The following is a 24,560-nucleotide window of genomic DNA, read 5'->3' as shown; positions in this document are numbered from 1 at the left end:
CAAGTCTCCGCCTACTTCTTATGAAGAAATAACGTGGCCTCATTTCCCAAAATTTTAAGCAAGTTTCCCTCTCTGACGGCTATGACGTCCTCTCCATCTGAGGGAAAGTCCATCATAACTTCAAAAGATTCTTCTCCGTCGGGAGTTTGAAACGTGAAGCCACCATCCATTCCCTGCAATCGGTTTTCCGTGACAGTACAATCAACCAGGATCGCTTCCCATTCGGTTGTAGCCTCATCTGCTTCCAGATCATCGTCTTCCCACTGCGTATAGGTCACTTTAAGCGGTTGATTTGCCCATTCTCCCAGTAGCATGGGGGGGAGCCCGCTAGGGTTTGTCCATTCCATGTGTTTTCCTCCTTTTCCATTTCCATCCTATCATAACTTTTTTCTTCAAGAATTCCAATTGGGATAGACTTGCAAATTGGAGTTATGCTAGTAGAGTGGGAGGTGAACGTTTGTGAAGATAACAATAACGGATAAGGCCATGACCTGGTTCAGGGAAGAAATGGACGTTAAGCCTGGGGATTATATTCGTTTTTTTGCCCGCTATGGAGGCTGCAGCACGGTTCAATCTGGATTTTCACTAGGGGTATCCAGGGATATGCCGAATCATTTAGGGAAAAAGCATGAACAAGCAGGAATTACGTTTTATATAGAGGAAAGCGATTTGTGGTATTTTGGGGAAAATGATTTGAACGTTGATTGCAGTTCGGAGGATGAATTAACTTTCACGTATAAGACCGAGGAATAAAGGGGACATCAGGGATCCTGTCATTGCTAGAACGAAGGCGATATGAGAAAATGAGTGGTGAGGAAGTTTTATGCATTTTAGGCAGGAGGACCTGTGATGAATCCCAATGATAATGACCAACATCCTAAAGACAGCAAAGAGACCAAATGGGTGATCTGGATATTTCTCTCCTTTGTTATCCTAGGGATTATCTCCATTGGTTTGTTTATGTATTACTATCTTATGCGTTTATAGGCAGTATTGCTCGCTATATAATGTATTTCCGAAATACATATAGCTCTTGATATTCGACGAACTAAAGAAAGGGGTTATTTTAGTGCCACAGGATAAAGGTTGGAAGGATATCACTCCTTCAGAAGTGGAAAAGCTATTAGAAGAAAGGAAAGATATGCAATTTATTGATGTCCGCGAGGTGGAAGAGTACGAAGAAGGTCATATCGAAGGGGTAACTTTGATTCCGCTGAGCGAATTTGACATGAGGAAAAATGAAATTGATCCGGAAAAGGAAACGGTTTTTATTTGTCGCAGCGGAAACCGCAGCGGGAGAGTTTGCGAGTATCTTTCCTCTCTAGGCTACCGTAAAATGTATAATATGGTTGGCGGAATGATGAATTGGACAGGCCAGGTCAAAACCGGAAGATAATATTTCATCCTGTTTGGGCTTATACTATGGACATCTTTGAAACCAAGGGAGGATATGCCATATGTTGGAGCCCCAGGATTTTGGAGAGCTGTATCAAACTCTTTGGGAACAAATCCTTGAGGGTGACGTGGAGGGCAGCCGCAGCCTGATCAAAACCCTCCAGACCATAGCGGCTTCGGAAGCAGAATCAGATCAGCTAGGGGCGAAGGCGGTTCTTCAGCAACTTTCCGGCCAGATGCATGACATGGTCCGAACGCAAGAGTTAGGTCCTTTGCAGCGTTTGGAGCGTCATGATTACGAAGAGCTGTTGATGCTTCTCGATGACTATACACCTTGAACGAAAAGAAGGAGGGCGATGCCTTCCTTCTTTTATTTTGTATTCAATATGATTATGGGCAACGAGCTTTTATTTATTATTAATGGTGCAAAATAAAAATAAATTAAACCTCCCTACCGCTCACGTATAGGGAGGTTTTCTGTTAGTTTAGGCTTTCCTGTAGGCGCTGCAAGTCTATGGGCCAAGGGATCGTTAGATCTAAAGCTTCACTCGTAAGGGGATGCGGCAGTTGAATTCGTGCAGCGTGAAGGGCTTGTCTGGGAAAAAGATTGCTTTGTCCGCCATAAAGGGTGTCTCCAAGTAATGGATGACCAATATGACTCATGTGTACGCGAATTTGATGGGTGCGTCCTGTTTCCAGTTGCAGCTCTAGCTGGGAGATGCGGTGATGCCCATAGAGCTTTAATAACTGGTAATGAGTAATCGCTTCATCACCCCGATCCGATACTCTTCGCCGGGTAGAGTGATGGCGATCTCGTCCGATAGGCGCGTTGACTGTCCCTTTCTTTTGCTTTAACAACCCATGGGCAAAAGCTGCATACGTTCGTTTGATGGCTCTGGAAGTGAGCATCCGATCGAGGATAGCTCCGCTCAGCGCGTGTTTAGCAAACACGACGCCGCCTGTTGTATCCCGGTCCAGCCGGTGAATATGCCGCACTTTGGCAGAGAGCCCTTGGGACTGCCAATGGAAAGCAACCGCATTGGCTATTGTCCCGCCTTGACCAGCTTGGTTAGGGTGTGTATCCATGTTTGCCGGTTTATTGACAATGAGAAGATGTTCATCCTCGAAGATAGGCTCTATAGGAAGAGGCTCTGGCCTTACTCCGTATTCTTCTTCTTTAAATAGGTGAATTTGTAGTCGGTAATTCTCCTCTAAGACACTGTTCCAATGTAAAGTTTCCCCATTTACCTTGACGCTCTTGTCCATCCGCCATTGGTGGAGAAGCCCTTTAGGCACTTGCCAATTTTCCTTCAGCAACTTTTCTATGGTCCAGCTATTCCACTGGGGAGGAACGACGATCTCAAACCATTCCCCTTTTTTAGCGCTTTTAAACTGTTTCACCTGCATTCCTCCAACACTAGTCATCGTACATATCATATACGCTTAGAGGGGAGAAGTGCAAAGGAACAGGAAGATTGATCCTATTATAAGCTTTTATAAGCGTGCTGAAGAAGCTGAATATCGGCTTCCCTCTGGGTTTCGGCGCAGAAAAGCAAGGCTTCAAATTTTTTCTTAAGACGCTCTTGCTTGGCGCGATGTTCGTCTAGCAGCTCATCATATTTTGCTTTCATTTCTGCTAGACTCACGTCTTTAAAACGCTTACCGCCTGTGACTAAAAACTCGCTAACCCGAGCATGTCCTCTGCGGAGGGTCTCATAGTACTCTTCCATACGCTTCACGACATCTTCTTGAATTAAATAAGCTTCTAAGGCTTCTTTTTCATCTTCAGTCCCATAAAGATTGATTCCATCGATAAAAAACTGGCGTTCTTTTTTTTGCTGTTCTTTCGGTGATAGCATGATGTGCCTCCTTGAAAGTAATTTCACTTTATATTTAGTATATTGTATACCAAACGAATAATTCAACCCTTTTCTTTAAGGAAACCAAAAAAGCCTGAATCGATGAAGGTCGATTAGGCTATATTTCTGGCTTTCTTAAACCAAACAAGCAATGGCAAGAAGGCGGCGATCCAGACAAACATGATATTTTCGACTAGAGGGTTAAGAGTCTCTGTGGCTAGAGATTGCCATAGCATGATGAGCATAGCTGTTCCGAAGAGAATCGTATGCAGAAGGAAATATTTATCCTTACGCCCAAATTTGTAAGCGAGGAAAATAGCTGTAAACAAACCAGCTACGAGAATTGTAGGATCTGACATGAACGGAGCCCCTTTCCCTTAAATTACTAATTCCATGTTATCTTTGCTAGCAGGAAAAGGAAACCAGAAGAGGTAAAAGTTCAACAAATGGTCAAACTTTTTTGTCTAATTTGTAACCTTTCCTCTAAAAGTGGTCTGGCTCCGCTAAAATGCTCCAATGAAGCTTTTCTTATTCTCCGATATTATTTTCAAACCATCCCTGCAGCTGGTCCACAGATTGAAAGGTAAAGAATTCTTCGCCATTCTGTCCGCCATCTGTAGATTCCCTCAATGTGATTTGTCCCTCTCCACCTGAGACAATGATGACATAAGGATGATGGTCATGAGTGAATCTTGAGTCATGATCGTGATCCAGCCAATTCTTACTGGAGAGGAATTCGCGTACTTGGTTACTGTTCATGTCCAATATCTCCTAACTTTTTAACCTTAGCATGACCTAAAAATAGGCAAAACATGAATCTCTTAGCCGCAAGTCTCCATTCTATGGAATTTGTGTCTTTTCTCTATTACCTATCTAAACCAAGCTACATAAGATATTAAGTCAAAACATGAAAAGGAGTGAGAATGTGTATGGATATCAATTCCATCATTAAATTGGTTCAAAGTGTACCACCCGACAAGCTAACAGATGAGAAGACCCTAAAGAAAATATTGAAGGCTGCCGGCAAGGAGGCAGGGAAGAAATTTAGTGATGATGAGCTCAGCCGCTTAGCAAAAGAATTTAAAAAGGTGGCATCAGGTGGGGCAGGCTCTGCTCTAGGGATGATTTCCATGTTGATGAAGTCGGGGATCAGCCAAAAACAAATTAACAATATTAAAAAGAAAATGGACTAAGCCGACTCTAGGCAAACGTTTGAAGTTTGACGATCTGGGTAGTCGCACATACAGTACGGGTTTTAGTGTCATAGGATATCTTAGACTAATAACAAAGGAGGAATTCAGTCATGAGTGCAGTTGTCGGAGGATTAGGAAGCGGAATCGCGTTTATCTTGGTGCTTTATATTCTGTTGGTGATTATCTCCCGTCCAGGGGTTTTGTATTAATCAACACAAGGGTTCCATTCATGGAACCCTCCTTATTTTTTCTTCTTCTTATTGATCAGGTCCTTTGCAAGCTGATCTGCCAAGTTATTATAAGGGTTTTCGCGATGTCCTTTGACTTTGACAAAATAGATTTCGATATGGCGAAGCGCATCGTTGATAAATCGCCGATATTCGCGATAGGCCAGGGTGTGGATATGAACTTGCCCGTAAGCGGCAAGGCCCAGCGTAGAAAGATCATGAAATATTGCAATTTTTTTCATTTGCTCTTCGATCCCATACTGAATCGATGCTTGTACAGCCATAATTTCTGCCATCAATGACATGGATTTTTGGTGATGCAGCCGCTTGATCCCTGACATTTGATGAACGACCTGATTATCCTTAATGATAACAACGCCATAAGCAGCAAAATCTCTATATGCGGAACCATCGGTATAGGCGATAAGGGTGTCCTTTTCATTCGAGTAGGATTGGGTTAAGGCTAGCTCGTCAAATAGGGAAAGCTCTTCATAAGAAACCTTATCCCGGTACCATTTTTTATTTCGTTCTCGGATAAGCCAGTCATAATCAATATTGCAAACAGATTCCCGCAGATATTTCTCCGCTTGCTCCAAGGTAGGAAATCGGGTCCATTCCCCTCTAGAAAAATCCCGGATTTGATCCATGGCTTGTTTTTGCTTTCGGAAAATGCCGGGCTCTCTGCCGACCTTTACCGCATAATATAATTTGCTCATGATTACCTCAACATTTTATTCCATGATTTATTTTATTTTGTCCCTATTTTTCAGGCCCTAAGTATTGAAGAGCTAGAAATTTTTGGTCGTATGATTAAAATCAATTATACTAGATGATAGGGAATAAGGGAAAATTACAATGAGGATGCTAGATTACTCAGCTTTTGTGGCGGCTAAGGGGAGAAAATCATGATAGGATTATTAGGTTTGCTCGCATTGGGGGCAGGCACAGCCCATCTCATAAAGAAATATATCTTTCGCATTAAAGATCCAACGCTGCAGGAGGCATGGGACGAGCTGCATAAGCAGGAATGGTATCAAGCTCTGCTTCGCGATGAACAAATCAGAAAATACATAGAGTTGCAAAAAGCGGATGGGTTACTCTCGGATTGGTACTATGTGAAGAAAGTAATTGAGCAAAAGGGTGCACGAGATGGGTTTATCGAGTATGTAGAAAATCAGGCCAGAAAATAGTAAAGCTGTCTCGATGCAGAGACAGCTTGGGTTTCCTTGACTAACATTTAATGGCTGCGTTTTTTCTCGAATACCAGTACCAGCATACCAGTAAGCTGATCAAGTAATATCCGATAAAGAGATATAAGGCTAGATTTGCTGAGCCGGTTGTATCGATAGACCAGCCAAAAATCTTGGGGATAAAAAAGGCTCCATAAGCTCCAAGCGCTGCAACAAAGCCTAATACGGGCCCCGATTGTTTGCCATCGAAGATAAAAGGGACCATTCTAAAGGTTGACCCGTTCGCAAGACCTGTACCTGCAAAGAGGATCAGGAACATGATTAAAAAGCCGTTGAAGTTGTTTTGATTTAAAAAATACATCACTCCGCTTGTGGCAGCAATCATGCTTAGGGTCACCCAATAGGTTACCTTCGCTCCGCTATCCACTTTATCTGCTATCCACCCTCCGATAGGGCGCAGAAAAGCACCGACGAATGGACCGAGAAATGCATATTGTACGGCATTGATTTCAGGGAACTCAGAACGAATCAATAACGGGAAAGCTGCTGCGAAGCCAATAAACGATCCGAAGCACATCACATAAAGCCAGGTCATGATCCAAGTGTGCTTGTGTTTCAATACGACAATTTGTTCTCTAAAGCTCTGCTTTGTGTCCGGGAGGTTGTCCATGCCGAAGGCTGCAAGCAAAATAGCTATGACGATCGGTACAACCCAAATGAAAGCAGCATTCTGAATGTAAATTTCCGAACCGTCAGGAAGCGCCTGAGAGCCTCCAGTCATAGCGCCGATAAAGCCCATTCCAAGGGGACCTCGGGGCTCCATTCCGCGATAGAACGCATGGTGTTTCCTCCTTTAACAATCTGTTCATCGATGTAATGCCATTTTAGCAAGTCAATGGACACTTCGTTGTGTGAAATATCACTCAGACGAAATAAAAAAAGGATGATTCAAGACTCGCTTGAATCATCCTTTTCTAAATCCCTTGTTTTCGCTTAAAGCAGCTTTCCTCATGATCATTCACTAGACCCGCAGCTTGCATGAAAGCATAGCAGATCGTGCTGCCGACAAATTTAAACCCTTTTTTCTTCAGCGCCTTGCTCATGGCTACGGAAGCTGGTGTTTCATTGGGAGGGTGCTGACTATTGGTCCATTGGTTGATAACAGGAGATCCCCCAACGAAAGACCATAAAAAATCAGCAAAGTCCTCCCCCTGTCGATCCATTTCAAGATAGCATCTCGCATTGGTGATGAAGGCTTTGATTTTACCCTTGTGTCGGATAATCCCTTCGTTTTTTAGAAGTTCATCTATTTTTCTGTCATCATAGAGAGCCATCTTCTGCGGATCGAAATAATCGAAGGCTGCACGGTAATTTTCTCTTTTTTTGAGCACTGTAATCCAGGACAAGCCTGCTTGGGCCCCTTCAAGGCAAAGCATTTCAAAAAGCTTCCGTGCGTCCGTAACAGGAATGCCCCATTCGTCGTCATGATACCTCTCATAAATCGGATCGGAAGTGACCCATGAGCATCTTGTTTTCTCCAATGACATGACTTGTATCCTTCCGTTAATCTGACTTCCATGTTAGATTATCATACCAAAAGCAGCTTCCTTACCAAACCATTATGGCGAAAAAAGTGGATATGAATAATCCGATGACTACAGGAAGAAAATTCGTACGCGCCAGTTCGATGGGTGATACACCGACAAAGCCAGCCACTGCCACAAGGGAAGACCAGGCAATTAACGTCCCTCCACCGGTCCACACAGCTCCCATTTGACCAATAGCTGCGAGAACCGCAGGATCTATGCCTGCGACAGGGGCAAGCGCTCCGGATAATCCTCCGGTAAGCGGAAGACCAGAAAAACCAGACCCATCTAACCCGGTAATCATGCCGACCGCCAAAATTCCAAATGCAGTAAAAAAGGAATTTTGTGGAATGAAGCTCTGGCCAGTCTGGACTAAATCAAATAAGAAGGCAGGTTTAGCGGCATCTTCGCCAAGCGATAGGATCGTACCGGAAAAATCTCCACTGCCGAGAAAGAAGAATCCGGCAATGGGCACGACAGTTCCCATAGCTCGGAAAGCAAAGACAAAACCATCTGTCATGTGATCGGATATTCGGTCTAACGCGGATTTTCTTCCATAGGCCAGACAGGTTAATACCAAAAGCACAGATGCTGCCCCTCCGATTAAAGCTGCACCATCTCCGCCTTCAAAGCCACTCACGCCTGAACCTTTCAATTTAGACCAATACATGTAAATGACAACAATCAAAAAGACTGCGGGAACCGCTACGGCGAACGCTTTGCTCCAAAATTCCAATTGTCTTTGGTCGGACAAGCTCTCTACAGAAGCTGCAGCTGCCTCGTCTTTTCCGCTGTGCAACTCAGTTCCGAATGCTGCTGTGTCATTGAGTCCAGCTTTTTGTTTTCTAGAGGATCTTAGCATCAGAAGGTAAGCTATAGTAAGAGCGGCGCCACCCGTAATGAAAGAGAGGATCAAACTTTTGTCTGCCACTTCGCTTGTTGCCACACCGGCTGCCTTTGCGCTTAGCATCGGGGCGATCTGCATTACATAGTCCGACGAAAGAGCCATACCTTGTCCCGCCAAGGATACACAGACAGCGGCGGACATTGCCGGGAGCCCTGCTCTCATAGCAGCGGGAATCAAGAGAGCTCCGATAAGCGGAATAGCAGGGGTCGGCCAGAAAAATAAAGAAATGGTAAAGGTAACGGTTGTTAAAATAAGGAAGGCGACGTGTTTATTCACCATCATTTTTTCGATAGGAGCAATCATCCTTTTATCAGAGCCTAGATCTTTCAAAGAATGAAGAAGAGCTACCATAAAGGTAATGATGAGAAAGATGCTAAACAATTCTTTAGCAGCAACCAGATTGGCATTAAATATCGCCTGAAAACCGGAAATGAGACTTCCATTATAAATCCAAGCTACAATAAAGGTCCCTGCCAGTGTGGGGAGCACGACACCCCTACGAAACAGCATGGTAACAATGATGAGAACTGTAACCCCTAAGTAGATCCAATGAGCGACGGATAAGGACATGTTTTCTACCTTCTCTCTATGAAATGTAATCCTTCTGTTTTTTGTATACAAAGAGAATACTATTCCCAATAGTAGAGTAGTTAATTAGTGTTATATAATCTGACATGATAATTTTTGCGTTGTGCACGCTTGGCGGCGGTGCGGATGGTTTAACACTTGGGATTAATGAGAAAACTAATGGACGGAAGTGGAAGAGTAGCAGTGAGGAGGGGATTATCATCGAATCGATCTTTAATGGCAATATACTCAGTGGAACTTTGAATGAGGAATCTCATGAAATTACTATCACACAGGTGAAGCAGGTGCCTGCATGGTCCGTTTGGGAAGAAAAGCAATTAGAAGAGATGCTAGATCAGGCACGCAAAGCCATAGAGACCAATCAACAGACCCTCGTTATTACAGTGCGGGACTCGCTGCCCATGCTGATTCAGGAAGAGGAGATTGAGCAACTATATCGTGAGATTATGGAGATTAAAGAAAGGCTCAACCTTTAGGGAGGAACGCAAGGTGGGATAAGGGAAGTTATCCCTTATCCTAATCAATGCTATTCTGCCGGGGCATTTTCTACAGCAATTTCATAAGCGCTGAGAATGGCTTCACTTTCTTCATCATCCGTAATACCAACAAGATAACGATCCCCTTCTTCTCCTTCAACACGCATCAGGATGGTTTCTTCCTCTGAGGACAATAAGGCGTAGGATTGGTTTTCCATGTCAAAAAGCGCTTCTACAGCATACTGTTTTTCATGGCCACGGTCATCCTCAATCGTTACATAATCCCTCACGTCTGACTCACTCATTTATGCTCACCTCACTATGGATTATCATCGATTACTGTTCCCTAGTTCAGTGATGAATATCAATGTGGGTTGGCGCTAACCAATGGATTAAAAAGTCCAAATTATGTTACAGTGTGAAGTAGAAGCACAAAAAGAGGGGGAAATGATATGCCGTTAGAAGTAACACTACATCAGGTGAATTATCAATACGAGGGTACAAGCTTTTCATCCGTGCTTTGTTTGCCCGAACCGCCGGGTCAATACCCTGGCATCATTACCGTTCACGGTATCTTTGGACTGCAGGATATGGACGTGAATTCCGCCAAGAGATTAGCTGAACAAGGATATGTAGTCTTGGTGCACGGGTGGCAATCCGGGGAGCACGACCCTTCTGACGAGAATATTGTGAATGGAATTCGTCAAGCGATTGCTTTTCTTAAGGAAGAAGATAGAGTTATTTCTGATCAAATAGGTTTAATTGGCGTTTGCCGTGGGGGAAGCATCGCTATGTTAGCTAGTGCCTATATTGAGGAATTAAAGCTTGCGGTTTCATTTTATGGACAGGCTTACTATCCGCATCTTGATGAGAAAAAGCCAATTTCGCCGATTGATTTAGTGGATAAAGTAACAAAGCCTATGCTTCTCATTCATGGGGAAGAGGATGCCATATTTGACTTTCAGGAAACGCTAGATTTCTGCGTTGCATTGGAATCGCGGGGAAAAGTGGGGGAATGCAGGTTATATCCTGGAGCTGGCCATGGATTTTTCCTTAAGGGTCACCGGAATTATCATGAACAAGCTTCGGAAGATTCCTGGATTGTGCTATCCGAGTTTCTTCGTAAGTATCTAGATAAGTAATCAAAGGAAATGGCCCTATCAATATCAAATGGCTGTTCGGCATTGATAGGGTTCTTCTTTTCAATAATAGCCCTCCGACATGGCGATGAATTCTCGAACGCTATAAGGCAAGTATTTATTTTTTTTCCAAATCAAGCCTAATTCTAAGTAAAGATTAGCATGATCCAAAGGAAGAATCCGAATGGTAGGGTGATTCATTTGGCTGCATACCTGGCTAGGCAATAAAGCTACTCCCAATTTCGCTTCGACGAGTTCTATCATAAAGTCTTTTTGAGAGCTTTCACATACGATATGAGGATGGAAGCCGCTCTTTAAGCACTCCTCAATCACGCGATCATGCAGAGAAAAGTCTTTGCGATATAAGATAAAGGATTCGCTGCTAAGATCTTCAAGTCGAAGACTCTGTTTTGCAGCTAAAGGATTTTCCTCATGAACAATCAACATTAGCGGGTCCTTTAATAGATTCACAATTTCATATTCTTCGCTGCGAACGGGCAGACTGCAGATTAATCCGATATCCAGCGATCCATCCTCTACCCCTTGTTTAATTGGTTTTGTACCGACTTCTGTCAATGTAATCTTTATGGAAGGATAGGCTTCTTTAAATTGGCTGATAAGCTTGGAGAAAAAAGCAGCTCCAACAATCGGAGGAATTCCAATTCGAATCTCCCCTTTTTTTAATTCCATAATGTCGCTTAGCTCACAGGTCATGTTACGGAAGGCTTCTAGTACATTTTTGGCATTTATCAGCACAGCTCTGCCTGCATCGGTTAATTCCAACTGTTTCGAGGATCGATAAAACAGCGGTACGCCTAATTCCTCTTCTATCGTTTTGATTGCTTTGCTCAGTGATGGCTGTGAAATGTGCAAAGTAGAAGCGGCTTTCGTAAAGCTTAAATGCTTGGCTACTTCGGAAAAATACTCCAAATGGCGAATATCCATATTATCCCCTCTTTATAACTTTAATGCATAATGAACATTCGAAATATATATTATTGATATGAACCTAATTATTATATAATAGAATAAAGAAAAAAGGATGTAGCTATGACAGTTTTCCGATGCAGAATATAAACTTTTTTGCATGGGTTTTCTCACCAATGGTCATGTAATTAAAAGGAGGAGAGACATTTGAAAGATTATATTAAAGTAGGCCGCCTTCAAGTTGCTCCAGTTCTTTACCAATTTATCAACTCAGAAGCGATTCCGAACAGCGGAGTAACCCCTGAGCAGTTTTGGTCCGGCTTCGATCAGATCGTTCACGATTTAGCCCCTAAGAATAAGGCATTGCTGCTTAAGCGGGATGAGTTGCAAAGCGCGATTCACCATTGGCATAAAGAAAACAAAGATAACTTTAATTTTGAGGCCTATAAATCCTTTCTGCAAGAAATTGGCTATCTAGAATCTGACGTCGAAGATTTTGAAGTGACTACGCAGGGAGTAGATCATGAAATTTCAATGCAAGCCGGTCCGCAGCTAGTCGTTCCGATTAATAATGCTCGCTATGCCCTAAATGCAGCGAATGCCCGGTGGGGAAGTCTTTACGATGCTCTTTACGGAACTGATGCGATTGGAGAAGAAGAGGGTGCTGAGCGCCAGGCAACATACAATCCGATCCGAGGCGAGAAGGTTATCAGCTACGCTAAAGAATTTTTGGATCAAACCATTCCATTGGATAATTCCTCTCACAGAGATGCTATTCAATATGAGATTATTCAGGGACAATTGTCTGTTACCCTCAGCAATGGGGGAACGACGAAACTGAGTGATCCCGCCAAGCTGATCGGTTTTGAAGGGCAGCCAGAATCTCCTTCGGCTCTTTTGTTTAGGAACAACGGCTTGCACTTTGAAATCCAAATCGACAAAAGTCATCCTATAGGAAAAACGGATATGGCAGGCGTCAAAGATATCCTTATGGAAGCTGCACTGACCACCATTATGGACTGCGAGGACTCGGTGGCAGCGGTGGATGCGGTAGACAAAGTGGAAGTCTATAGAAACTGGCTTGGTTTGATGACAGGGAAATTGTCTGCAACATTGACCAAGGGTAACCAAACGATAGAGCGAAAGCTTAATCCGGACCGTACTTATAAGTCTCTTTCAGGTGAGGAATTGACTTTGCCCGGCCGCTCTCTTCTGTTTATTCGAAATGTTGGACACTTAATGACGATTAATGCCATCTTGGATCAAAATGGTCAGGAAATCCCAGAGGGGATTTTGGACGGTGTTGTCACTAGCCTGATTGCTAAGCACGATTTATTGAAAAACAGTAAGTTTGAGAATTCAAAGAAAGGCTCCGTCTATATCGTTAAACCGAAAATGCATGGGTCGGAAGAAGTGGCTTTTGCCAATGAATTATTCAACCGAGTCGAAGATCTCCTGGGCCTTGATCGCCATACGCTAAAAATAGGGGTCATGGACGAGGAGCGGCGCACATCTTTAAATCTGAAAGCTTGTATACGTCAAGTAAAGGATCGTATCGTGTTTATCAATACCGGGTTCCTGGATCGCACAGGAGATGAAATGCATACTTCTATGGAAGCCGGACCGATGATCCGGAAAAACGAGATGAAATCATCGACTTGGTTGCAATCCTATGAAAAATCCAACGTGAACGTCGGTTTGGCTTGCGGTCTCCAGGGGCGGGCCCAGATTGGCAAAGGGATGTGGGCTATGCCGGATCTCATGAAGGAAATGCTGAAGCAAAAGATCGGTCATCTGCAAGCTGGGGGAAATACGGCATGGGTGCCTTCCCCAACAGCAGCTACCCTGCACGCACTGCATTATCACCAGGTGAATGTTCGGGAAGTACAAAATCAATTAAAAGAAACCATTCGTGATCTACGAAATGATATTTTAGATATTCCCGTGGCGAAGGAGCCGAATTGGACATCAGAAGAAATTCAGCAGGAACTGGATAACAATGCCCAAGGTATACTTGGCTATGTCGTTCGCTGGGTAGAGCAGGGGATCGGATGTTCCAAGGTTCCGGATATTAACAATATTGGGCTGATGGAGGACCGTGCCACATTACGCATTTCCAGCCAGCATATGGCGAATTGGCTTCACCATGGAATATGCGCGGAAGAGCAGATTGTTGAAACGATGCAACGGATGGCCAAAGTCGTGGATGGGCAAAATGCGGGTGACCCTGCCTATCGTCCGATGGCGGAGGATTTTGACAACTCGGTGGCTTTCCAAGCGGCTTGCGAGCTTGTATTTAAAGGGTATGATCAACCAAGCGGTTACACTGAACCTATCTTGCATAGGAGACGGATAGAGTTTAAAGCGAAAATAGCCCAAAAAGCTTAGCTTTGTAGAATAAGTCACTCTGATGAGGAGTGGCTTATTTTTATTATATTGACAGGCAAGGCGTCAGCCAAGTTTTCTTGTGCTCTCGTGGGATTGCATTGAGAATAGAAAAGGAGGATAATTAATAGAAGTTTAAGCAGAGAACATGCTCGGCATACGGGAAGGCTTTACATAACGGGAGAAATTCCTGTTATTTCGAAAAAAGAGGGCGATTTGGATCAAATAGCAGGAGAAAATCCGACTATTTGCATAAATTTCGCCGAATTTCGTTGTTTTACTGAACTTAACAGGAGAAAGTCCTCTTATTTTACTCTTTTTCTTTTATAAAGTGAAATAGGCGGAAATTCTCCTGTTATCGCTGAACCCTCAGTACTAGGGGAGAGGCGTGATATGTTCCTGCAATCAATAAGGAGAAATGCCATGAATTCGGAGCTGGAAACAAAAACATTCATGCGAGTCCTCGTCGTGACTGCGGTAGAGGCCGAGAGGGATGCCGTCATGCGTGGACTACATGATGATCAAAGATTTGAAGTCTTAGTTGCCGGGGTAGGTCCGGTAGCGGCCGCCGCTAGTACAGCAAGGGTATTGGCTGTTAAGGAGTATGATCTGGTCGTGGCAGTCGGAATTGCCGGAGGGTTCAGCGAAAGAGCTCCAATGGGCTCTGTCGTGGTGGCTAGCGAAATTGTCGCAGCAGACCTGGGCGCGGAAACGCCGGAAGGGTTTAGAAGTTTGGACAAGCTAGGGTTTGGCTTTACCCGAATCCAAGCGGATCAGGGTCTTGGGATGAGGTTGACTCAAGCCTTGCGGGCTTCTGGACTTGAGGTAGCTCATCGGCCGGTTCTCACCGTCTCTACCGTAACGGGTACGGCGGAGACAGCGTCAGAATTGGCAGCAAGAGTGCCCGGGGCCGCTGCCGAAGCTATGGAGGGTTTTGGAGTGGCTGCTGCTGCTCAGGGAAGCGGAGTGCCCGTACTTGAACTTCGCGCTATTTCTAATCCGGTCGGTCCAAGGGATCGTGCCTCGTGGCGAATTGAAGAAGCCTTGCGTGCCTTAGAAACAGCAAGTACAGTCTTAACGGAGGTATTAAAATGAGAATAGCTTACTCTCCTTGTCCTAATGATACATTTGTTTTTCATGCTTGGGCCCATGAACTTATACCGGGTGCGCCTAAGCTTGATGTTACCTATGCCGATATTGATATTACGAATAGTTTAGCCACGCAGCCCAATGCACCGGATGTACTGAAGATTTCTTATGCAGCACTTCCATGGGTTTTATCAGAGTACGCTCTTCTTCCATGCGGAGGAGCTTTGGGCAGGGGATGCGGCCCCCTCGTATTGACGTCAAGTCTGGATCAATCGACTGATCCTTCCATTCTTTCCGGAAGGAGGGTGGCAGTACCGAGTGAGCGATCCACAGCCTATCTGCTGTTTCGCTTATGGGCAGCCCAACAGGTGCCTGGGAATGTTGGAGAAATTATCGTGCTGCCATTCCATGAGATCATGCCAGCTGTTCGCGATGGCTTGGTTGATGCGGGACTTGTTATTCATGAGGCTCGCTTCACTTATCCTTCGTATGGTTTAACTCTCTTAGCCGACCTAGGCAGCTGGTGGGAGAAGGACACTAGTCTGCCTATTCCATTGGGTGCGATAATTGCCCATCGGTCACTTGACCTTACCGCTATTGCGGGATGGATACGCGAGTCCGTAGAATACGCGTGGGCAAATCCCACAGCTTCTATGGAATATGTATTATCCCACGCCCAAGAACTGTCGCCAGAAGTCGCTCAAGCGCACATCGACCTTTATGTTAATGAGTTTACTTTAAATCTTGGTGAGAAGGGTTATGAAGCCATCACATCCTTACTGACTCGAGCAGCTCAAGAAGGTCTTGTCCCTATGGTGGATTTGGCATCGCTCCGGTAAAGAAAGGCTAACCTCCAAAAAGCAATCAACTTTTTGTGGTTAGCCTTTCTTGTTATCTCGATTAGTAAACATAATGTATATTATGTTTACTAATGTGGATATGGTTTCGGTGTGAACCAACTGATTCGCGCTTGGCACAAAAGACTACATCATAAGGATGGAGCCAAATCGATCTTGAAGGTTTGGCTTTTTGCGTTTAGGAAAAAGAAAAGCATGTTCTAAGAAAGGGTTTTATGTTACTTTAATAGGGAATGTAATCCTTTGAAGAGAGAAACCTGGAGGGAAGCTGCATGATGGAAAAGGAAATTGTCGTAAATTTAAAACAAGGCCTACATGCTAGGATTGCAACGCATTTTGTAAGAACATCAGCTTCATTTGGCAGTGAAATCAGCATCAAAAAAAATGCACAGACAGCTGATGCCAAAAGCATCATGGGGATCATGTCCATGACTGTATTAAAAGGCGATAAGGTTATAATTACGGCAACTGGAGAAGACGAAAAAGAAGCGATCATGGCCTTGGAGAAGTTCCTGCTCGGTGAGGAATAAGATCAAAGGCTTAATGGAACAAAAGCAAATACCAATGCGCTAACCAAGCATATCGGTATTTGCTTTTTTATTTTTCCATTGTTATTTTTCATTGAGAATATAGCGGATTGCCCTGCTCGAGATTCTCAGCTTGGAGCTTAATGATCGGCGATTTCCTCTTGTCTCTGCTAGCCCCTTTTGGATAATCCTTCGCCCTACTTCCGTTTCAATGTGCTTCAGTTTATTCATCAGTGCTTGAAATTCGATATTTTCAGCGGAAGGAAGCAGACGAACCAGATGATCCACAAACTTTTCGATTTCCTGATCCACTGAAGAATCGAGGGATGGGAGGGGAGGCGCGGAGACCTGGGAATCGTCCGAGCCTTTCCACAGGGTTTTAGGGAGATGCTCTGCACGGATGAGCTGGCAATCGTGAATGGCGATGGTCTGATTCAGAACATTAAGTAGTTGTCGAATGTTGCCTGACCATTCGCAGTTAGTTAAGATGTCTAAAGCATGGGGATGAATTTCATATGCTCCTTCATACTTTTTTAACAAGTACTGTTCACAAATGGTAGCGATGTCTTGCTTCCTTTCTCGCAGGGCCGGAAGCTGGAGCCTAACTCCATCCAACCGGTAGAGAAGATCTGAACGAAAACGTTGCTTTTCCACCTCTTCCTCCAATTTTCGGTTGGTTGCCGAGATAAAGCGTATATGGCCGATCAAGGTCTGTTCACTGCCGACTCTGCGAAATTCTCCTGTTTCTATGGCCCTCAGCAGCTTCACTTGGATGGAATGGGGGGCTTCTCCAATTTCGTCCAAGAACAAGGTCCCGTTATTAGCAAGCTCGAAATAACCCTTTCTCGTCTTGTCCGCACCAGTAAATGAGCCTTTTTCATGACCGAACAGCTCGCTTTCCAGGAGGGATTCAAGTACGGCTCCACAGTTTACTCCAACAAAGGGAAAGGATGAGCGAAGGCTTGACCCGTGGATAAAACGAGCCATCAGTTCTTTGCCGGTGCCGGTTTCCCCCTCAATTAAGATGCTAATGTTTTTCTTCGCGAGTTTGTGAGCAATATCCATCACGTTCTTCATGGGACTATGGGGAGAGTAGAAGATGCCATATCGGGCAGCCTCTGCAGATACCTCACACTTTGGCTGTTCAGGATGTTTTAAGATAGAATCGATAAGGCTCTCCAAGCTATCCAGGTCATCGAAAGGTTTTTCCAAATAATCTTTAGCTCCCATTTGCATGGCGGCGATGGCTGATTGGACCGCACTATATCCGGTCATCATGATGACTTCACAAGAGGGATGCCTTTGCTTGATTTTAGCGAGAAGATCCAATCCGTTGGCATCAGGAAGCTTGAGATCTACCAATGCGAGATGCAAAGGGGTTTGAGTGTTGGCGAGAATGTCGTTAACCTCTTTTGCGCTATTTGCTAAAGAGACCTGGCAAGGTTTATTCTCCAGCAGATAAGAAAAGAAAGATGTAATTTCTATTTCATCATCAACAACAAGTACGTTAGGTAATTCTATCATTTTCTTTCTTCTCCCCATCTTGGGGAACGGGAAGCAGGAGAATAAAGCGGCTGTATTCACCTTCCTGACTGTCCACTTGGATTTTTCCGCCATGCGACTCGGCGATGCCAAGGCTCACGGATAATCCTAAGCCCGTTCCTTTTTTATTATCTTTAGTGGTAAAAAAAGGTTGAAAGATTTTATCCATATTTTCGGAACGAATACCGCTCCCATTATCATAGACAGAAATGGATACATAAGTCTGTTCATTGGATTCCTTAAGATCTGTTTCGATGCTAATATATGGATTTTGCTTAGTCTGGACAGCGTCTCTTGCATTAAGGAGCAGATTAATAATAATTTGCTCGAGTTGATATCGGCTGCCCACGATCGAGGGAAGCGAGGAGGAGAAGCGAGTCTCTATTTCCATCCCTGCCACTTTTAATTGATAGGAAATCAAGTTGCAAACGTCATGAATGAGATCGTGGATGTCGAGTTGCTCAAAGCGATACTCGTCCTGCCTTGAGAAGGTTAAGAGATTTTGAATAATGTTTTTCGACCGTACACCGCACTGATAAATGTCTTCCATCATCCGCTTAGCCCTGTCGTTAGGGGGATCCCGAAGCAGAAGTTGTATGTTACCCAGAATAGCGGTGAGGGGACTATTTAACTCATGAGCCACTCCGGCTGCCATTTCTCCAATGGCGGCGAGTTTGGCCGATTGAATTAACTGGGCCTCGATTTTCACTTTCTCGCTAACATCCTTATATAGGACGATATTCTCTATAGCAATTCCTGCATATTCAGCGATTCCTTTAAAGAATTGGATATCCTCTTCAGAAAAAGGATGTTGGCTCAGGATGGAAAGGAAGCCGACCGCTTTGTCCGTGTGGCTTTGCAGGGCGACAGATGTCATGCGATAACAGGGGAATTCTTGGTTCAGCCAGTCATCCAATTCCAATAGGGAGAGCTTCATTCCCTCCCTCCAGGGGCGGTGAATGGACCGCGTACTGCCTTCTTCAGATCTGGCTTGAGAAACAAAGAAGGATAAGGAGGTTCGCTCTCTCAACGTCAAGATAAGGAAATCAAAGGATAGTAGCTGATGAAGCTGTATGGCAATGAAGCGATTGACCTCTTCCCAAGACATATTGACATGAATTCGGGAAAGCTGGTTCATGACTTCCAGCTGTTTGTTCTTTTTCTGTAATTCTTCAATGGTATCGCCGAGTTCGACATAGTAATTCTTTCTGGAAGATCGAATGCCGGTAAGCTTTTCAATCATCTCTAGTTTGTTATCCATAAGATCCCCCGCTAAAGGCTTGGCGAAAAAGTGTTTTCACATCGTTGACGCTCAGGTCTCGCGGATTCGTAATCATGCAAGCATCGTTTACGGCATTTAGGCTGAGTTGCTCGATTTGATCTTCATTTAGATCTATTGTGCTTAGAGCATTGGGAATACCAAGATCGTTCGCGAGCTCCTTAATGGCCTGAATGGAACGCTTGGCTGCTTGGTGGGTACCCAGTCCCTCAACCTGTTCTCCCAGGGCTTCAGCAATGTGCTTAAACTTATCGGGACAAGCTATGTAATTGTATTCCATGACAAACGGCAGAAGGGAGGCATTGGTTTCTCCATGGGGGATGTCGAGTAATCCTCCCAATTGGTGTGACATAGCATGAACTGCACCCAGTATGGCGTTGGAAAAGGCGATGCCTGCCTGCAGACTGGCCATAGCCATGGCTTCTTTCGCCTCTTGATTAAAACGGCTTGCCGTGGACGGTCTCAGATTTTTTGAAATTAGCCGTATGGCATTCAGCGAGTATCCCTCTGTAAGAGGGGTCGCAGCTAAAGATATGTAAGATTCAATTGCGTGCGTCAAAGCATCCATTCCTGTATTAGCGGTAAGCAAGGGATCCTTCGTCGTAAGTGTCTGCGGGTCCACAATCGCAATATCGGGAATCAGGGATTTGGAGATAATGGTCATCTTAAGCTTGCGGCTGGAATCTGTAATGATGGAGAATTGCGAAACTTCCGATCCCGAACCGGCTGTTGTCGGCAGAACAACCATCGGAGGCAGGGGACGGGAAATCTTATCTACTCCCTCGTAGGCATGGATGGTGCCTTCATTTGTGGACAGGAGAGCGACGGCTTTTGCCGCATCAAGGGTACTCCCGCCGCCGATCCCGACAACCGCATCACACCCGCTGGCTCGATATTCTCTCAAGCCTCTTTCTATTTCGAAGTCTTTGGGATTTTTCGTCACATCTAACCACGCATGACAATCCAGTTTACTCCCCTGCATATATTCTATGGCTTTTTCGACCCAACCGGCTTGGGTTACGCCGTAATCGCTTACCACAAATACCCGTTTAGCGCCCAAACGTGAAAGGCTTTCTCCAATTTGACTTAAGGAACCGTTTCCAAAAATAATTTCAGGGGTAATAAATTTGGAGATACGCATTCAATCCCACCTTAGGATATTTTTCATTTATTTTAACTGATATTCTTGCTGAAAAGAATACAATTTTGTCAGATGTTAAATTATAGACAAAATTTTGTCACTTGACTCTAGTAAATAGAAAAATCACCTTGTTTTAGGTGAGCTGACCTGAGCAAGGTGATTTTCTTTTCGTCACACTGAAATATTTCTTTCAAAATAGAACTCATACTGCCCGTTTCCCATGATGCTCCATCCAAAGGAAAAGCCAGTCATATGGTATTCGACCAAATTGGGCTTAACGATGATTTCGCATTGTCTAGTTTCTTTCCCGCTTTGATATTGCTTCCGCTCTTCAAAAACTCTTTGCAGGAGGTGGGTAATGACGGCCGTTTCATTCCAGTCTGGCTTGTCCCCAAGCAGTTTGGCAACAACATGGAGATTGTCCTTAAACTCTTTCATTCCTATCTCAAATGACTCTGCACGCCCAGTAATGATCATTCCAGCTCTCCTCCGATTTCTTTAACCTAAAAATTCTATACTATTAACTATAGCTCATGAAAATTTTCCTAATATGTTCAAGATATTATCTTTTTATGACCGTTTTATGGTTTATATAGAAAGAGGCTATCTTCAAAAGTTCGGTTTGACCGACTTTAGAGGATAGCCTCGGTTGTGTTTGTCTCCCAAAACTGCCAATCCTACCAGGCAGTCAAGGGACAGACTCTATAAAATCATTTTTTCAAAACTTTAATTTCATCCTGAAGATGATCGATTTCAATATGTTTTACATCTTCTTCTTCGATCACTAGATCTGCAATGCCATCTTCGATATATTGCTGGATCACGCGGCGCAATGGACGGGCTCCGAAGGAAGGGTCATAGCCTAGTTCAGCCAATTTCGCTTTAACTGAATCGGAAATCGTTACTTCCATGCCCTGTTCCTCTAATGTGCTGATTACGTCCTGCAGCAATAAATCAACAATTTGGCAAAGATCCTCTTTCTCTAAGTGGCTAAATGGAATCACCGCATCAAACCGATTAAGGAATTCAGGCTTGAAATGGGAAGTGAGAGAGCTGATCACGGTCGTAGGCTGAGAAGACTCGGCTCCAAATCCTACTTTTATCTTCTTTTCTGCGGCTCCAGCGTTACTTGTGGCGATAATCACCGTGTCCTTAAAGTTAACGGTCCGACCGTGGCTATCGGTCAAACGGCCATCTTCAAGGATTTGCAGGAATAAATTGAGAACGTCTGGATGTGCTTTCTCTATTTCATCCAGAAGGATTAGACTGTAAGGATTTCTTCGAACTTTTTCCGTCAGTTGTCCCGCTTCCTCATGACCAACGTATCCTGGCGGTGAACCGATCAATTTGGAAGTGGAGTGTTTTTCCATAAACTCACTCATATCCAAACGAATCATGGAATCTCTCGTTCCGAATAACTCCTCTGACAGTACCTTCGTTAATTCTGTTTTCCCGACTCCTGTCGGGCCGATAAAGAGGAAGGAGGCGGTAGGTCTGTTTTTCGGTTTCAATCCCGCGCGGCTGCGGCGGATCGCTTTGGCTACCTGGCTTACAGCATGCGGCTGACCGATGACCTTATTCTCTAAATGTTCAGCAAGATTTTTCATTTTCGCTTGCTCATCACGTTGCAGCTTTCTCACAGGTATACCTGTTTTACGCTCAATGATTTCTTGAATATCTTCCACTGTCACAAGGGGATGTTCTTCCTGGCGATCTAATTGCTCCATTTGTTGAAGAAGCTGGGCTTCTTCATCGCGCAGCTTGGCCGCGCGTTCATAGTCTTCTTTTTCGGTAGCTTCTTTTTTCTCCACGTGGAGCTGCTCAAGCCGCGCTTGCCATTCTTCTTTCCTCTGTCCGGAGGTAGAGCGCAGATTTAGCTTAGAACCAGCTTCGTCCAAGAGATCAATCGCTTTGTCCGGCAGATATCGATCTTGAATATATCGCTGGGATAATTCTACACATGCGGCAATGACTTCATCCGAATACGTGACATGGTGATAGGATTCATATTTGGGGCGAATCCCCTTTAGTATATGGATAGCTTCCTCTGCTGTCGGCTCTTTGACAATGACAGGCTGGAACCGGCGTTCTAAGGCGGCATCTTTTTCAATCTTGCGATATTCTTTCAATGTTGTAGCTCCAACGATTTGCAATTCTCCGCGAGCTAGTGCAGGCTTTAGGATATTGCCGGCATCCATTGAGCCTTCGGCAGATCCTGCACCTACCAGAAGATGAACTTCATCCACGAATAGGATGACGTTCTTTCGATTTTGCAATTCACTGATGATTTGCTTCATTTTTTCTTCAAATTGACCGCGAATGCCTGTTCCGGCCACAAGAGAGGAGACATCCAGGGTATATACAATTTTATTGAGAAGTTTTGATGGAACTTTTCCTTCGGTTATTCTTAAGGCTAATCCCTCTGCTATAGCTGTTTTACCTACGCCTGGTTCGCCGATTAAAACCGGGTTGTTTTTATTTCGGCGATTCAGGATTTCAATGACGCGATCGATTTCTTGATCACGTCCAATGACAGGGTCAATAAGTCCTGCTTTGGCGGCATCGGTTAGATTTCGTCCTACTTCATTCAAGATTCCGCTTTGCCCGGATGCGTAGGGTTGTGATTTATCCTTTGCCATGGATGGATCCATTGATAATTTACCCAAACCTTTAAAGAATTCGTCGAATCCGGGAAATTGAGTAAAAGAGTTAGAGAAACCTCCAGTTTTTAGCCCTGCTTTTGTATAGCAATCATAGCAGAGGTAAAATTTTTGAACTTTATCTTGTCGTCTGATATTCATAAAGATCTCAGCCTTGTTTTGATGGCAACCTTGGCAATGCATGTGCCTTACCTCCTTTATATGAATTCAACAATATATATAAACTAAAGAGCGTTATGGTTTGATATAAGCTATTGTAGGTTAGAAGGATTTGACCTTCTTTGACCTATCGCTATCTTGATTATAGTTTGACCTTCTTTGACGTTCAATAGTAAAATATTGCTAACAGGAAAGCTGAATGGTTTAACTTTAGGAAGGGGAGAGGGATTTGAGCTTAAGAAGAGCTGTATTGATGCTCACGGTACTGGTTCTGACTGCTTGTACGAACCAATCGATAGAGCGTGAATCCAAAGGAGGAATTCCGTATACAGTTGAGACGCTGGCTGAAGGGCTGGATGTACCCTGGGAGATGGATATAGCGGCTGATGGGCGAATCTTTTTCACGGAACGGCCTGGTTCTATTCGGGTGATTGTAAACGAGGAAGTTCTTCCCGAGCCAGTGATCCGATTTGATGCTCCTTTTCACAGTGAAGGGGAGGGAGGGCTTCTTGGGTTGGCACTCGACCCTCAATTCGAGGAAAATCATTACTTATACGTGTACCATACCTATGAGAAGGATGGTGAAATTCTTAATCGCGTGCTTCGATTGAAGGAGCAAGATAATCGGGCAACGGTTGACCGGGTTTTGCTGGATGGCCTGGCCGGTGAAAGAAATCATAACGGAGGGCGAATTAAAATTGGGCCGGACGGGTATTTATACATTACTGTCGGGGACCGATATGAGCCGGAACTGGCTCAGCAAGAGCAAAGCTTAGGAGGGAAGATTCTCCGTATCGGATTGGATGGTACGATTCCTTACGATAATCCGTTTCCAGGTTCGCCAGTATACAGCTATGGACATCGGAACCCGCAAGGATTGGCCTGGCATCCCGAAACAAGCCAGCTTTATGCTTCGGAGCACGGTCAATCGGCACATGATGAGATCAATGTGATAGAGCCTGGAGCAAATTACGGCTGGCCCTTGATTGAGGGGGATGAGACGCTGGAATCACGACCCGAGCTGAAGAAGCCATTGCTCCATAGCGGGGATGAAACATGGGCGCCTTCAGGAATGACATTCGTTTCGAACGGACCATGGAAAGGTCAAATGCTTGTTGCTAATTTGCGAGGGAGCCAGGTGTTGAAACTTACGCTCGGTTATAATGATGGCACAGGTGTTACCCATGTCGATTATTTATTTCCGGAATGGGGAAGAATCCGCAACGTATATGAAGGGTCAGATGGTTCATTGTATATTATGACCAACAATCAAGACGGACGGGGGAGGCCCAATCCAGGCGATGATAAGTTGCTTAGGCTGAAACCGAAAGAATAATAAAAAATTTTCATGAAGCTGAAACCTCTATACGCTAGCCACGTATAAGGAGTAAGTACAGTCTGATTTTCATTGGGATATCAGATCCATCATTTTTA

General features: G+C 44.4%; 30 protein-coding genes. 14 read left to right on the top strand and 16 right to left on the bottom strand.

The window, feature by feature from the left end:
* Nucleotides 1–11: 11 nt before the first annotated feature.
* Entirely contained in the window at nucleotides 12–347 is a 336-nt protein-coding gene (locus ABLT31_RS09495; protein ID WP_367751040.1) for a hypothetical protein, read from the bottom strand.
* Between the two features lie 112 nt (nucleotides 348–459).
* Between ABLT31_RS09495 and ABLT31_RS09490 the strand changes: the two genes are divergently transcribed.
* From ABLT31_RS09490 to ABLT31_RS09475, 4 genes are all read left to right on the top strand, one after another.
* The gene (locus ABLT31_RS09490) at nucleotides 460–753 is read left to right on the top strand and encodes a HesB/YadR/YfhF family protein (protein ID WP_367751038.1); all 294 of its coding nucleotides are present in this window, start codon (nucleotides 460–462) and stop codon (nucleotides 751–753) included.
* A gap of 96 nt (nucleotides 754–849) precedes the next feature.
* A complete protein-coding gene (locus ABLT31_RS09485; RefSeq protein ID WP_367751036.1) occupies nucleotides 850–987 on the top strand; it encodes a hypothetical protein in 138 nt (45 codons plus the stop codon).
* Between the two features lie 82 nt (nucleotides 988–1,069).
* Nucleotides 1,070–1,396 (top strand): rhodanese-like domain-containing protein, encoded by a 327-nt coding sequence (locus ABLT31_RS09480; protein WP_367751034.1) that lies wholly within the window; start codon nucleotides 1,070–1,072, stop codon nucleotides 1,394–1,396.
* A 61-nt stretch (nucleotides 1,397–1,457) separates the two neighbouring features.
* Nucleotides 1,458–1,733, top strand: a complete 276-nt coding sequence (locus tag ABLT31_RS09475; RefSeq protein ID WP_367751032.1) for a hypothetical protein — start codon at nucleotides 1,458–1,460, stop codon at nucleotides 1,731–1,733.
* A gap of 142 nt (nucleotides 1,734–1,875) precedes the next feature.
* On the opposite strand, the gene ABLT31_RS09470 is transcribed toward ABLT31_RS09475, so the two are convergent.
* The 4 genes from ABLT31_RS09470 to ABLT31_RS09455 form a co-directional block, all read right to left on the bottom strand.
* On the bottom strand, nucleotides 1,876–2,796 hold the full coding sequence (locus ABLT31_RS09470) for an RluA family pseudouridine synthase (RefSeq protein ID WP_367751030.1): 921 nt from the start codon (nucleotides 2,794–2,796) through the stop codon (nucleotides 1,876–1,878).
* An 83-nt stretch (nucleotides 2,797–2,879) separates the two neighbouring features.
* Nucleotides 2,880–3,254, bottom strand: coding sequence for a hypothetical protein (locus ABLT31_RS09465; RefSeq protein ID WP_367751028.1), 375 nt, complete (start codon nucleotides 3,252–3,254; stop codon nucleotides 2,880–2,882).
* 113 nt (nucleotides 3,255–3,367) lie between these two features.
* Nucleotides 3,368–3,613, bottom strand: a complete 246-nt coding sequence (locus ABLT31_RS09460) for a hypothetical protein (protein ID WP_367751026.1) — start codon at nucleotides 3,611–3,613, stop codon at nucleotides 3,368–3,370.
* A 169-nt stretch (nucleotides 3,614–3,782) separates the two neighbouring features.
* Complete coding sequence (locus ABLT31_RS09455) at nucleotides 3,783–4,013, bottom strand: hypothetical protein (RefSeq protein ID WP_367751024.1); 231 nt, start codon at nucleotides 4,011–4,013, stop codon at nucleotides 3,783–3,785.
* A 170-nt stretch (nucleotides 4,014–4,183) separates the two neighbouring features.
* Here ABLT31_RS09455 and ABLT31_RS09450 point away from each other — a divergent pair, with 170 nt between their 5' ends.
* Entirely contained in the window at nucleotides 4,184–4,447 is a 264-nt protein-coding gene (locus ABLT31_RS09450) for a hypothetical protein (protein WP_367751022.1), read from the top strand.
* A 110-nt stretch (nucleotides 4,448–4,557) separates the two neighbouring features.
* Nucleotides 4,558–4,656 carry a sporulation protein YjcZ gene (locus ABLT31_RS09445; protein WP_367751020.1) on the top strand — a complete coding sequence of 33 codons (99 nt, stop codon included), beginning with the start codon at nucleotides 4,558–4,560 and terminating at the stop codon, nucleotides 4,654–4,656.
* Nucleotides 4,657–4,688: 32 nt separating this feature from the next.
* Here the strand turns inward: ABLT31_RS09445 and ABLT31_RS09440 are convergent, their stop codons facing one another.
* Complete coding sequence (locus ABLT31_RS09440) at nucleotides 4,689–5,390, bottom strand: ribonuclease H family protein (protein ID WP_367751018.1); 702 nt, start codon at nucleotides 5,388–5,390, stop codon at nucleotides 4,689–4,691.
* Nucleotides 5,391–5,579: 189 nt separating this feature from the next.
* Here ABLT31_RS09440 and ABLT31_RS09435 point away from each other — a divergent pair, with 189 nt between their 5' ends.
* Complete coding sequence (locus tag ABLT31_RS09435) at nucleotides 5,580–5,864, top strand: hypothetical protein (RefSeq protein ID WP_367751016.1); 285 nt, start codon at nucleotides 5,580–5,582, stop codon at nucleotides 5,862–5,864.
* Nucleotides 5,865–5,904: 40 nt separating this feature from the next.
* On the opposite strand, the gene ABLT31_RS09430 is transcribed toward ABLT31_RS09435, so the two are convergent.
* The 3 genes from ABLT31_RS09430 to ABLT31_RS09420 form a co-directional block, all read right to left on the bottom strand.
* A complete protein-coding gene (locus ABLT31_RS09430; protein WP_367751014.1) occupies nucleotides 5,905–6,687 on the bottom strand; it encodes an MFS transporter in 783 nt (260 codons plus the stop codon).
* Nucleotides 6,688–6,838: 151 nt separating this feature from the next.
* Nucleotides 6,839–7,411 carry a DNA-3-methyladenine glycosylase I gene (locus ABLT31_RS09425; RefSeq protein ID WP_367751012.1) on the bottom strand — a complete coding sequence of 191 codons (573 nt, stop codon included), beginning with the start codon at nucleotides 7,409–7,411 and terminating at the stop codon, nucleotides 6,839–6,841.
* 61 nt (nucleotides 7,412–7,472) lie between these two features.
* Nucleotides 7,473–8,927: a hypothetical protein gene (locus ABLT31_RS09420; RefSeq protein ID WP_367751010.1), complete on the bottom strand. Its 1,455-nt coding sequence runs from the start codon at nucleotides 8,925–8,927 to the stop codon at nucleotides 7,473–7,475.
* 104 nt (nucleotides 8,928–9,031) lie between these two features.
* Between ABLT31_RS09420 and ABLT31_RS09415 the strand changes: the two genes are divergently transcribed.
* Nucleotides 9,032–9,421, top strand: coding sequence for a hypothetical protein (locus ABLT31_RS09415; protein WP_367751008.1), 390 nt, complete (start codon nucleotides 9,032–9,034; stop codon nucleotides 9,419–9,421).
* A gap of 50 nt (nucleotides 9,422–9,471) precedes the next feature.
* Here the strand turns inward: ABLT31_RS09415 and ABLT31_RS09410 are convergent, their stop codons facing one another.
* Nucleotides 9,472–9,726 (bottom strand): DUF1292 domain-containing protein, encoded by a 255-nt coding sequence (locus ABLT31_RS09410; protein WP_367751006.1) that lies wholly within the window; start codon nucleotides 9,724–9,726, stop codon nucleotides 9,472–9,474.
* A gap of 147 nt (nucleotides 9,727–9,873) precedes the next feature.
* Between ABLT31_RS09410 and ABLT31_RS09405 the strand changes: the two genes are divergently transcribed.
* Nucleotides 9,874–10,563, top strand: coding sequence for a dienelactone hydrolase family protein (locus tag ABLT31_RS09405; protein ID WP_367751004.1), 690 nt, complete (start codon nucleotides 9,874–9,876; stop codon nucleotides 10,561–10,563).
* A 60-nt stretch (nucleotides 10,564–10,623) separates the two neighbouring features.
* Here ABLT31_RS09405 and ABLT31_RS09400 read toward each other — a convergent pair whose 3' ends face one another.
* The gene (locus ABLT31_RS09400; protein ID WP_367751002.1) at nucleotides 10,624–11,505 is read right to left on the bottom strand and encodes a LysR family transcriptional regulator; all 882 of its coding nucleotides are present in this window, start codon (nucleotides 11,503–11,505) and stop codon (nucleotides 10,624–10,626) included.
* 189 nt (nucleotides 11,506–11,694) lie between these two features.
* Here ABLT31_RS09400 and ABLT31_RS09395 point away from each other — a divergent pair, with 189 nt between their 5' ends.
* The 4 genes from ABLT31_RS09395 to ABLT31_RS09380 all read left to right on the top strand — a co-directional run bounded on the left by ABLT31_RS09395 (nucleotide 11,695) and on the right by ABLT31_RS09380 (nucleotide 16,348).
* Nucleotides 11,695–13,875: a malate synthase G gene (locus ABLT31_RS09395; protein WP_367751000.1), complete on the top strand. Its 2,181-nt coding sequence runs from the start codon at nucleotides 11,695–11,697 to the stop codon at nucleotides 13,873–13,875.
* Between the two features lie 420 nt (nucleotides 13,876–14,295).
* Nucleotides 14,296–14,967, top strand: a complete 672-nt coding sequence (locus ABLT31_RS09390) for a futalosine hydrolase (RefSeq protein WP_367750998.1) — start codon at nucleotides 14,296–14,298, stop codon at nucleotides 14,965–14,967.
* Nucleotides 14,964–15,800, top strand: a complete 837-nt coding sequence (locus tag ABLT31_RS09385; protein WP_367750996.1) for a 1,4-dihydroxy-6-naphthoate synthase — start codon at nucleotides 14,964–14,966, stop codon at nucleotides 15,798–15,800. Before ABLT31_RS09390 ends, ABLT31_RS09385 begins: the two co-directional genes overlap by 4 nt.
* 290 nt (nucleotides 15,801–16,090) lie before the next feature.
* Nucleotides 16,091–16,348: an HPr family phosphocarrier protein gene (locus ABLT31_RS09380; protein WP_367750994.1), complete on the top strand. Its 258-nt coding sequence runs from the start codon at nucleotides 16,091–16,093 to the stop codon at nucleotides 16,346–16,348.
* 81 nt (nucleotides 16,349–16,429) lie between these two features.
* On the opposite strand, the gene ABLT31_RS09375 is transcribed toward ABLT31_RS09380, so the two are convergent.
* The 5 genes from ABLT31_RS09375 to ABLT31_RS09355 form a co-directional block, all read right to left on the bottom strand.
* Nucleotides 16,430–17,869 (bottom strand): sigma-54-dependent transcriptional regulator, encoded by a 1,440-nt coding sequence (locus tag ABLT31_RS09375; protein WP_367750992.1) that lies wholly within the window; start codon nucleotides 17,867–17,869, stop codon nucleotides 16,430–16,432.
* The gene (locus tag ABLT31_RS09370) at nucleotides 17,853–19,148 is read right to left on the bottom strand and encodes an ATP-binding protein (RefSeq protein ID WP_367750990.1); all 1,296 of its coding nucleotides are present in this window, start codon (nucleotides 19,146–19,148) and stop codon (nucleotides 17,853–17,855) included. The genes ABLT31_RS09375 and ABLT31_RS09370 overlap by 17 nt, the downstream gene beginning before the upstream one ends.
* Nucleotides 19,141–20,307: an iron-containing alcohol dehydrogenase gene (locus tag ABLT31_RS09365; RefSeq protein ID WP_367750988.1), complete on the bottom strand. Its 1,167-nt coding sequence runs from the start codon at nucleotides 20,305–20,307 to the stop codon at nucleotides 19,141–19,143. Before ABLT31_RS09365 ends, ABLT31_RS09370 begins: the two co-directional genes overlap by 8 nt.
* Nucleotides 20,308–20,478: 171 nt before the next feature.
* Nucleotides 20,479–20,784, bottom strand: coding sequence for a hypothetical protein (locus tag ABLT31_RS09360; protein WP_367750986.1), 306 nt, complete (start codon nucleotides 20,782–20,784; stop codon nucleotides 20,479–20,481).
* 233 nt (nucleotides 20,785–21,017) lie between these two features.
* The gene (locus ABLT31_RS09355; RefSeq protein WP_367750984.1) at nucleotides 21,018–23,150 is read right to left on the bottom strand and encodes an ATP-dependent Clp protease ATP-binding subunit; all 2,133 of its coding nucleotides are present in this window, start codon (nucleotides 23,148–23,150) and stop codon (nucleotides 21,018–21,020) included.
* 205 nt (nucleotides 23,151–23,355) lie between these two features.
* Between ABLT31_RS09355 and ABLT31_RS09350 the strand changes: the two genes are divergently transcribed.
* Nucleotides 23,356–24,462: a PQQ-dependent sugar dehydrogenase gene (locus ABLT31_RS09350; RefSeq protein ID WP_367750982.1), complete on the top strand. Its 1,107-nt coding sequence runs from the start codon at nucleotides 23,356–23,358 to the stop codon at nucleotides 24,460–24,462.
* Nucleotides 24,463–24,560: the final 98 nt, after the last annotated feature.

This window comes from Ammoniphilus soli (assembly GCF_040813775.1).
Note: the sequence above shows the minus strand (reverse complement) of the source record. Positions and strands in the feature narration are given on the sequence as shown.

Excerpts from the sequence above, each read along its gene's own strand:
- ABLT31_RS09495 (WP_367751040.1), bottom strand. The coding sequence starts at position 347 with ATGGAATGGACAAACCCTAGCGGGCTCCCCCCCATGCTACTGGGAGAA.
- ABLT31_RS09485 (WP_367751036.1), top strand. The coding sequence starts at position 850 with ATGAATCCCAATGATAATGACCAACATCCTAAAGACAGCAAAGAGACC.
- ABLT31_RS09475 (WP_367751032.1), top strand. The coding sequence starts at position 1,458 with ATGTTGGAGCCCCAGGATTTTGGAGAGCTGTATCAAACTCTTTGGGAA.
- ABLT31_RS09465 (WP_367751028.1), bottom strand. The coding sequence starts at position 3,254 with ATGCTATCACCGAAAGAACAGCAAAAAAAAGAACGCCAGTTTTTTATC.
- ABLT31_RS09460 (WP_367751026.1), bottom strand. The coding sequence starts at position 3,613 with ATGTCAGATCCTACAATTCTCGTAGCTGGTTTGTTTACAGCTATTTTC.
- ABLT31_RS09455 (WP_367751024.1), bottom strand. The coding sequence starts at position 4,013 with ATGAACAGTAACCAAGTACGCGAATTCCTCTCCAGTAAGAATTGGCTG.
- ABLT31_RS09450 (WP_367751022.1), top strand. The coding sequence starts at position 4,184 with ATGGATATCAATTCCATCATTAAATTGGTTCAAAGTGTACCACCCGAC.
- ABLT31_RS09445 (WP_367751020.1), top strand. The coding sequence starts at position 4,558 with ATGAGTGCAGTTGTCGGAGGATTAGGAAGCGGAATCGCGTTTATCTTG.
- ABLT31_RS09440 (WP_367751018.1), bottom strand. The coding sequence starts at position 5,390 with ATGAGCAAATTATATTATGCGGTAAAGGTCGGCAGAGAGCCCGGCATT.
- ABLT31_RS09435 (WP_367751016.1), top strand. The coding sequence starts at position 5,580 with ATGATAGGATTATTAGGTTTGCTCGCATTGGGGGCAGGCACAGCCCAT.
- ABLT31_RS09430 (WP_367751014.1), bottom strand. The coding sequence starts at position 6,687 with ATGGAGCCCCGAGGTCCCCTTGGAATGGGCTTTATCGGCGCTATGACT.
- ABLT31_RS09425 (WP_367751012.1), bottom strand. The coding sequence starts at position 7,411 with ATGTCATTGGAGAAAACAAGATGCTCATGGGTCACTTCCGATCCGATT.
- ABLT31_RS09420 (WP_367751010.1), bottom strand. The coding sequence starts at position 8,927 with ATGTCCTTATCCGTCGCTCATTGGATCTACTTAGGGGTTACAGTTCTC.
- ABLT31_RS09415 (WP_367751008.1), top strand. The coding sequence starts at position 9,032 with ATGATAATTTTTGCGTTGTGCACGCTTGGCGGCGGTGCGGATGGTTTA.
- ABLT31_RS09410 (WP_367751006.1), bottom strand. The coding sequence starts at position 9,726 with ATGAGTGAGTCAGACGTGAGGGATTATGTAACGATTGAGGATGACCGT.
- ABLT31_RS09405 (WP_367751004.1), top strand. The coding sequence starts at position 9,874 with ATGCCGTTAGAAGTAACACTACATCAGGTGAATTATCAATACGAGGGT.
- ABLT31_RS09400 (WP_367751002.1), bottom strand. The coding sequence starts at position 11,505 with ATGGATATTCGCCATTTGGAGTATTTTTCCGAAGTAGCCAAGCATTTA.
- ABLT31_RS09390 (WP_367750998.1), top strand. The coding sequence starts at position 14,296 with ATGAATTCGGAGCTGGAAACAAAAACATTCATGCGAGTCCTCGTCGTG.
- ABLT31_RS09385 (WP_367750996.1), top strand. The coding sequence starts at position 14,964 with ATGAGAATAGCTTACTCTCCTTGTCCTAATGATACATTTGTTTTTCAT.
- ABLT31_RS09380 (WP_367750994.1), top strand. The coding sequence starts at position 16,091 with ATGATGGAAAAGGAAATTGTCGTAAATTTAAAACAAGGCCTACATGCT.
- ABLT31_RS09375 (WP_367750992.1), bottom strand. The coding sequence starts at position 17,869 with ATGATAGAATTACCTAACGTACTTGTTGTTGATGATGAAATAGAAATT.
- ABLT31_RS09370 (WP_367750990.1), bottom strand. The coding sequence starts at position 19,148 with ATGGATAACAAACTAGAGATGATTGAAAAGCTTACCGGCATTCGATCT.
- ABLT31_RS09365 (WP_367750988.1), bottom strand. The coding sequence starts at position 20,307 with ATGCGTATCTCCAAATTTATTACCCCTGAAATTATTTTTGGAAACGGT.
- ABLT31_RS09360 (WP_367750986.1), bottom strand. The coding sequence starts at position 20,784 with ATGATCATTACTGGGCGTGCAGAGTCATTTGAGATAGGAATGAAAGAG.
- ABLT31_RS09355 (WP_367750984.1), bottom strand. The coding sequence starts at position 23,150 with ATGCATTGCCAAGGTTGCCATCAAAACAAGGCTGAGATCTTTATGAAT.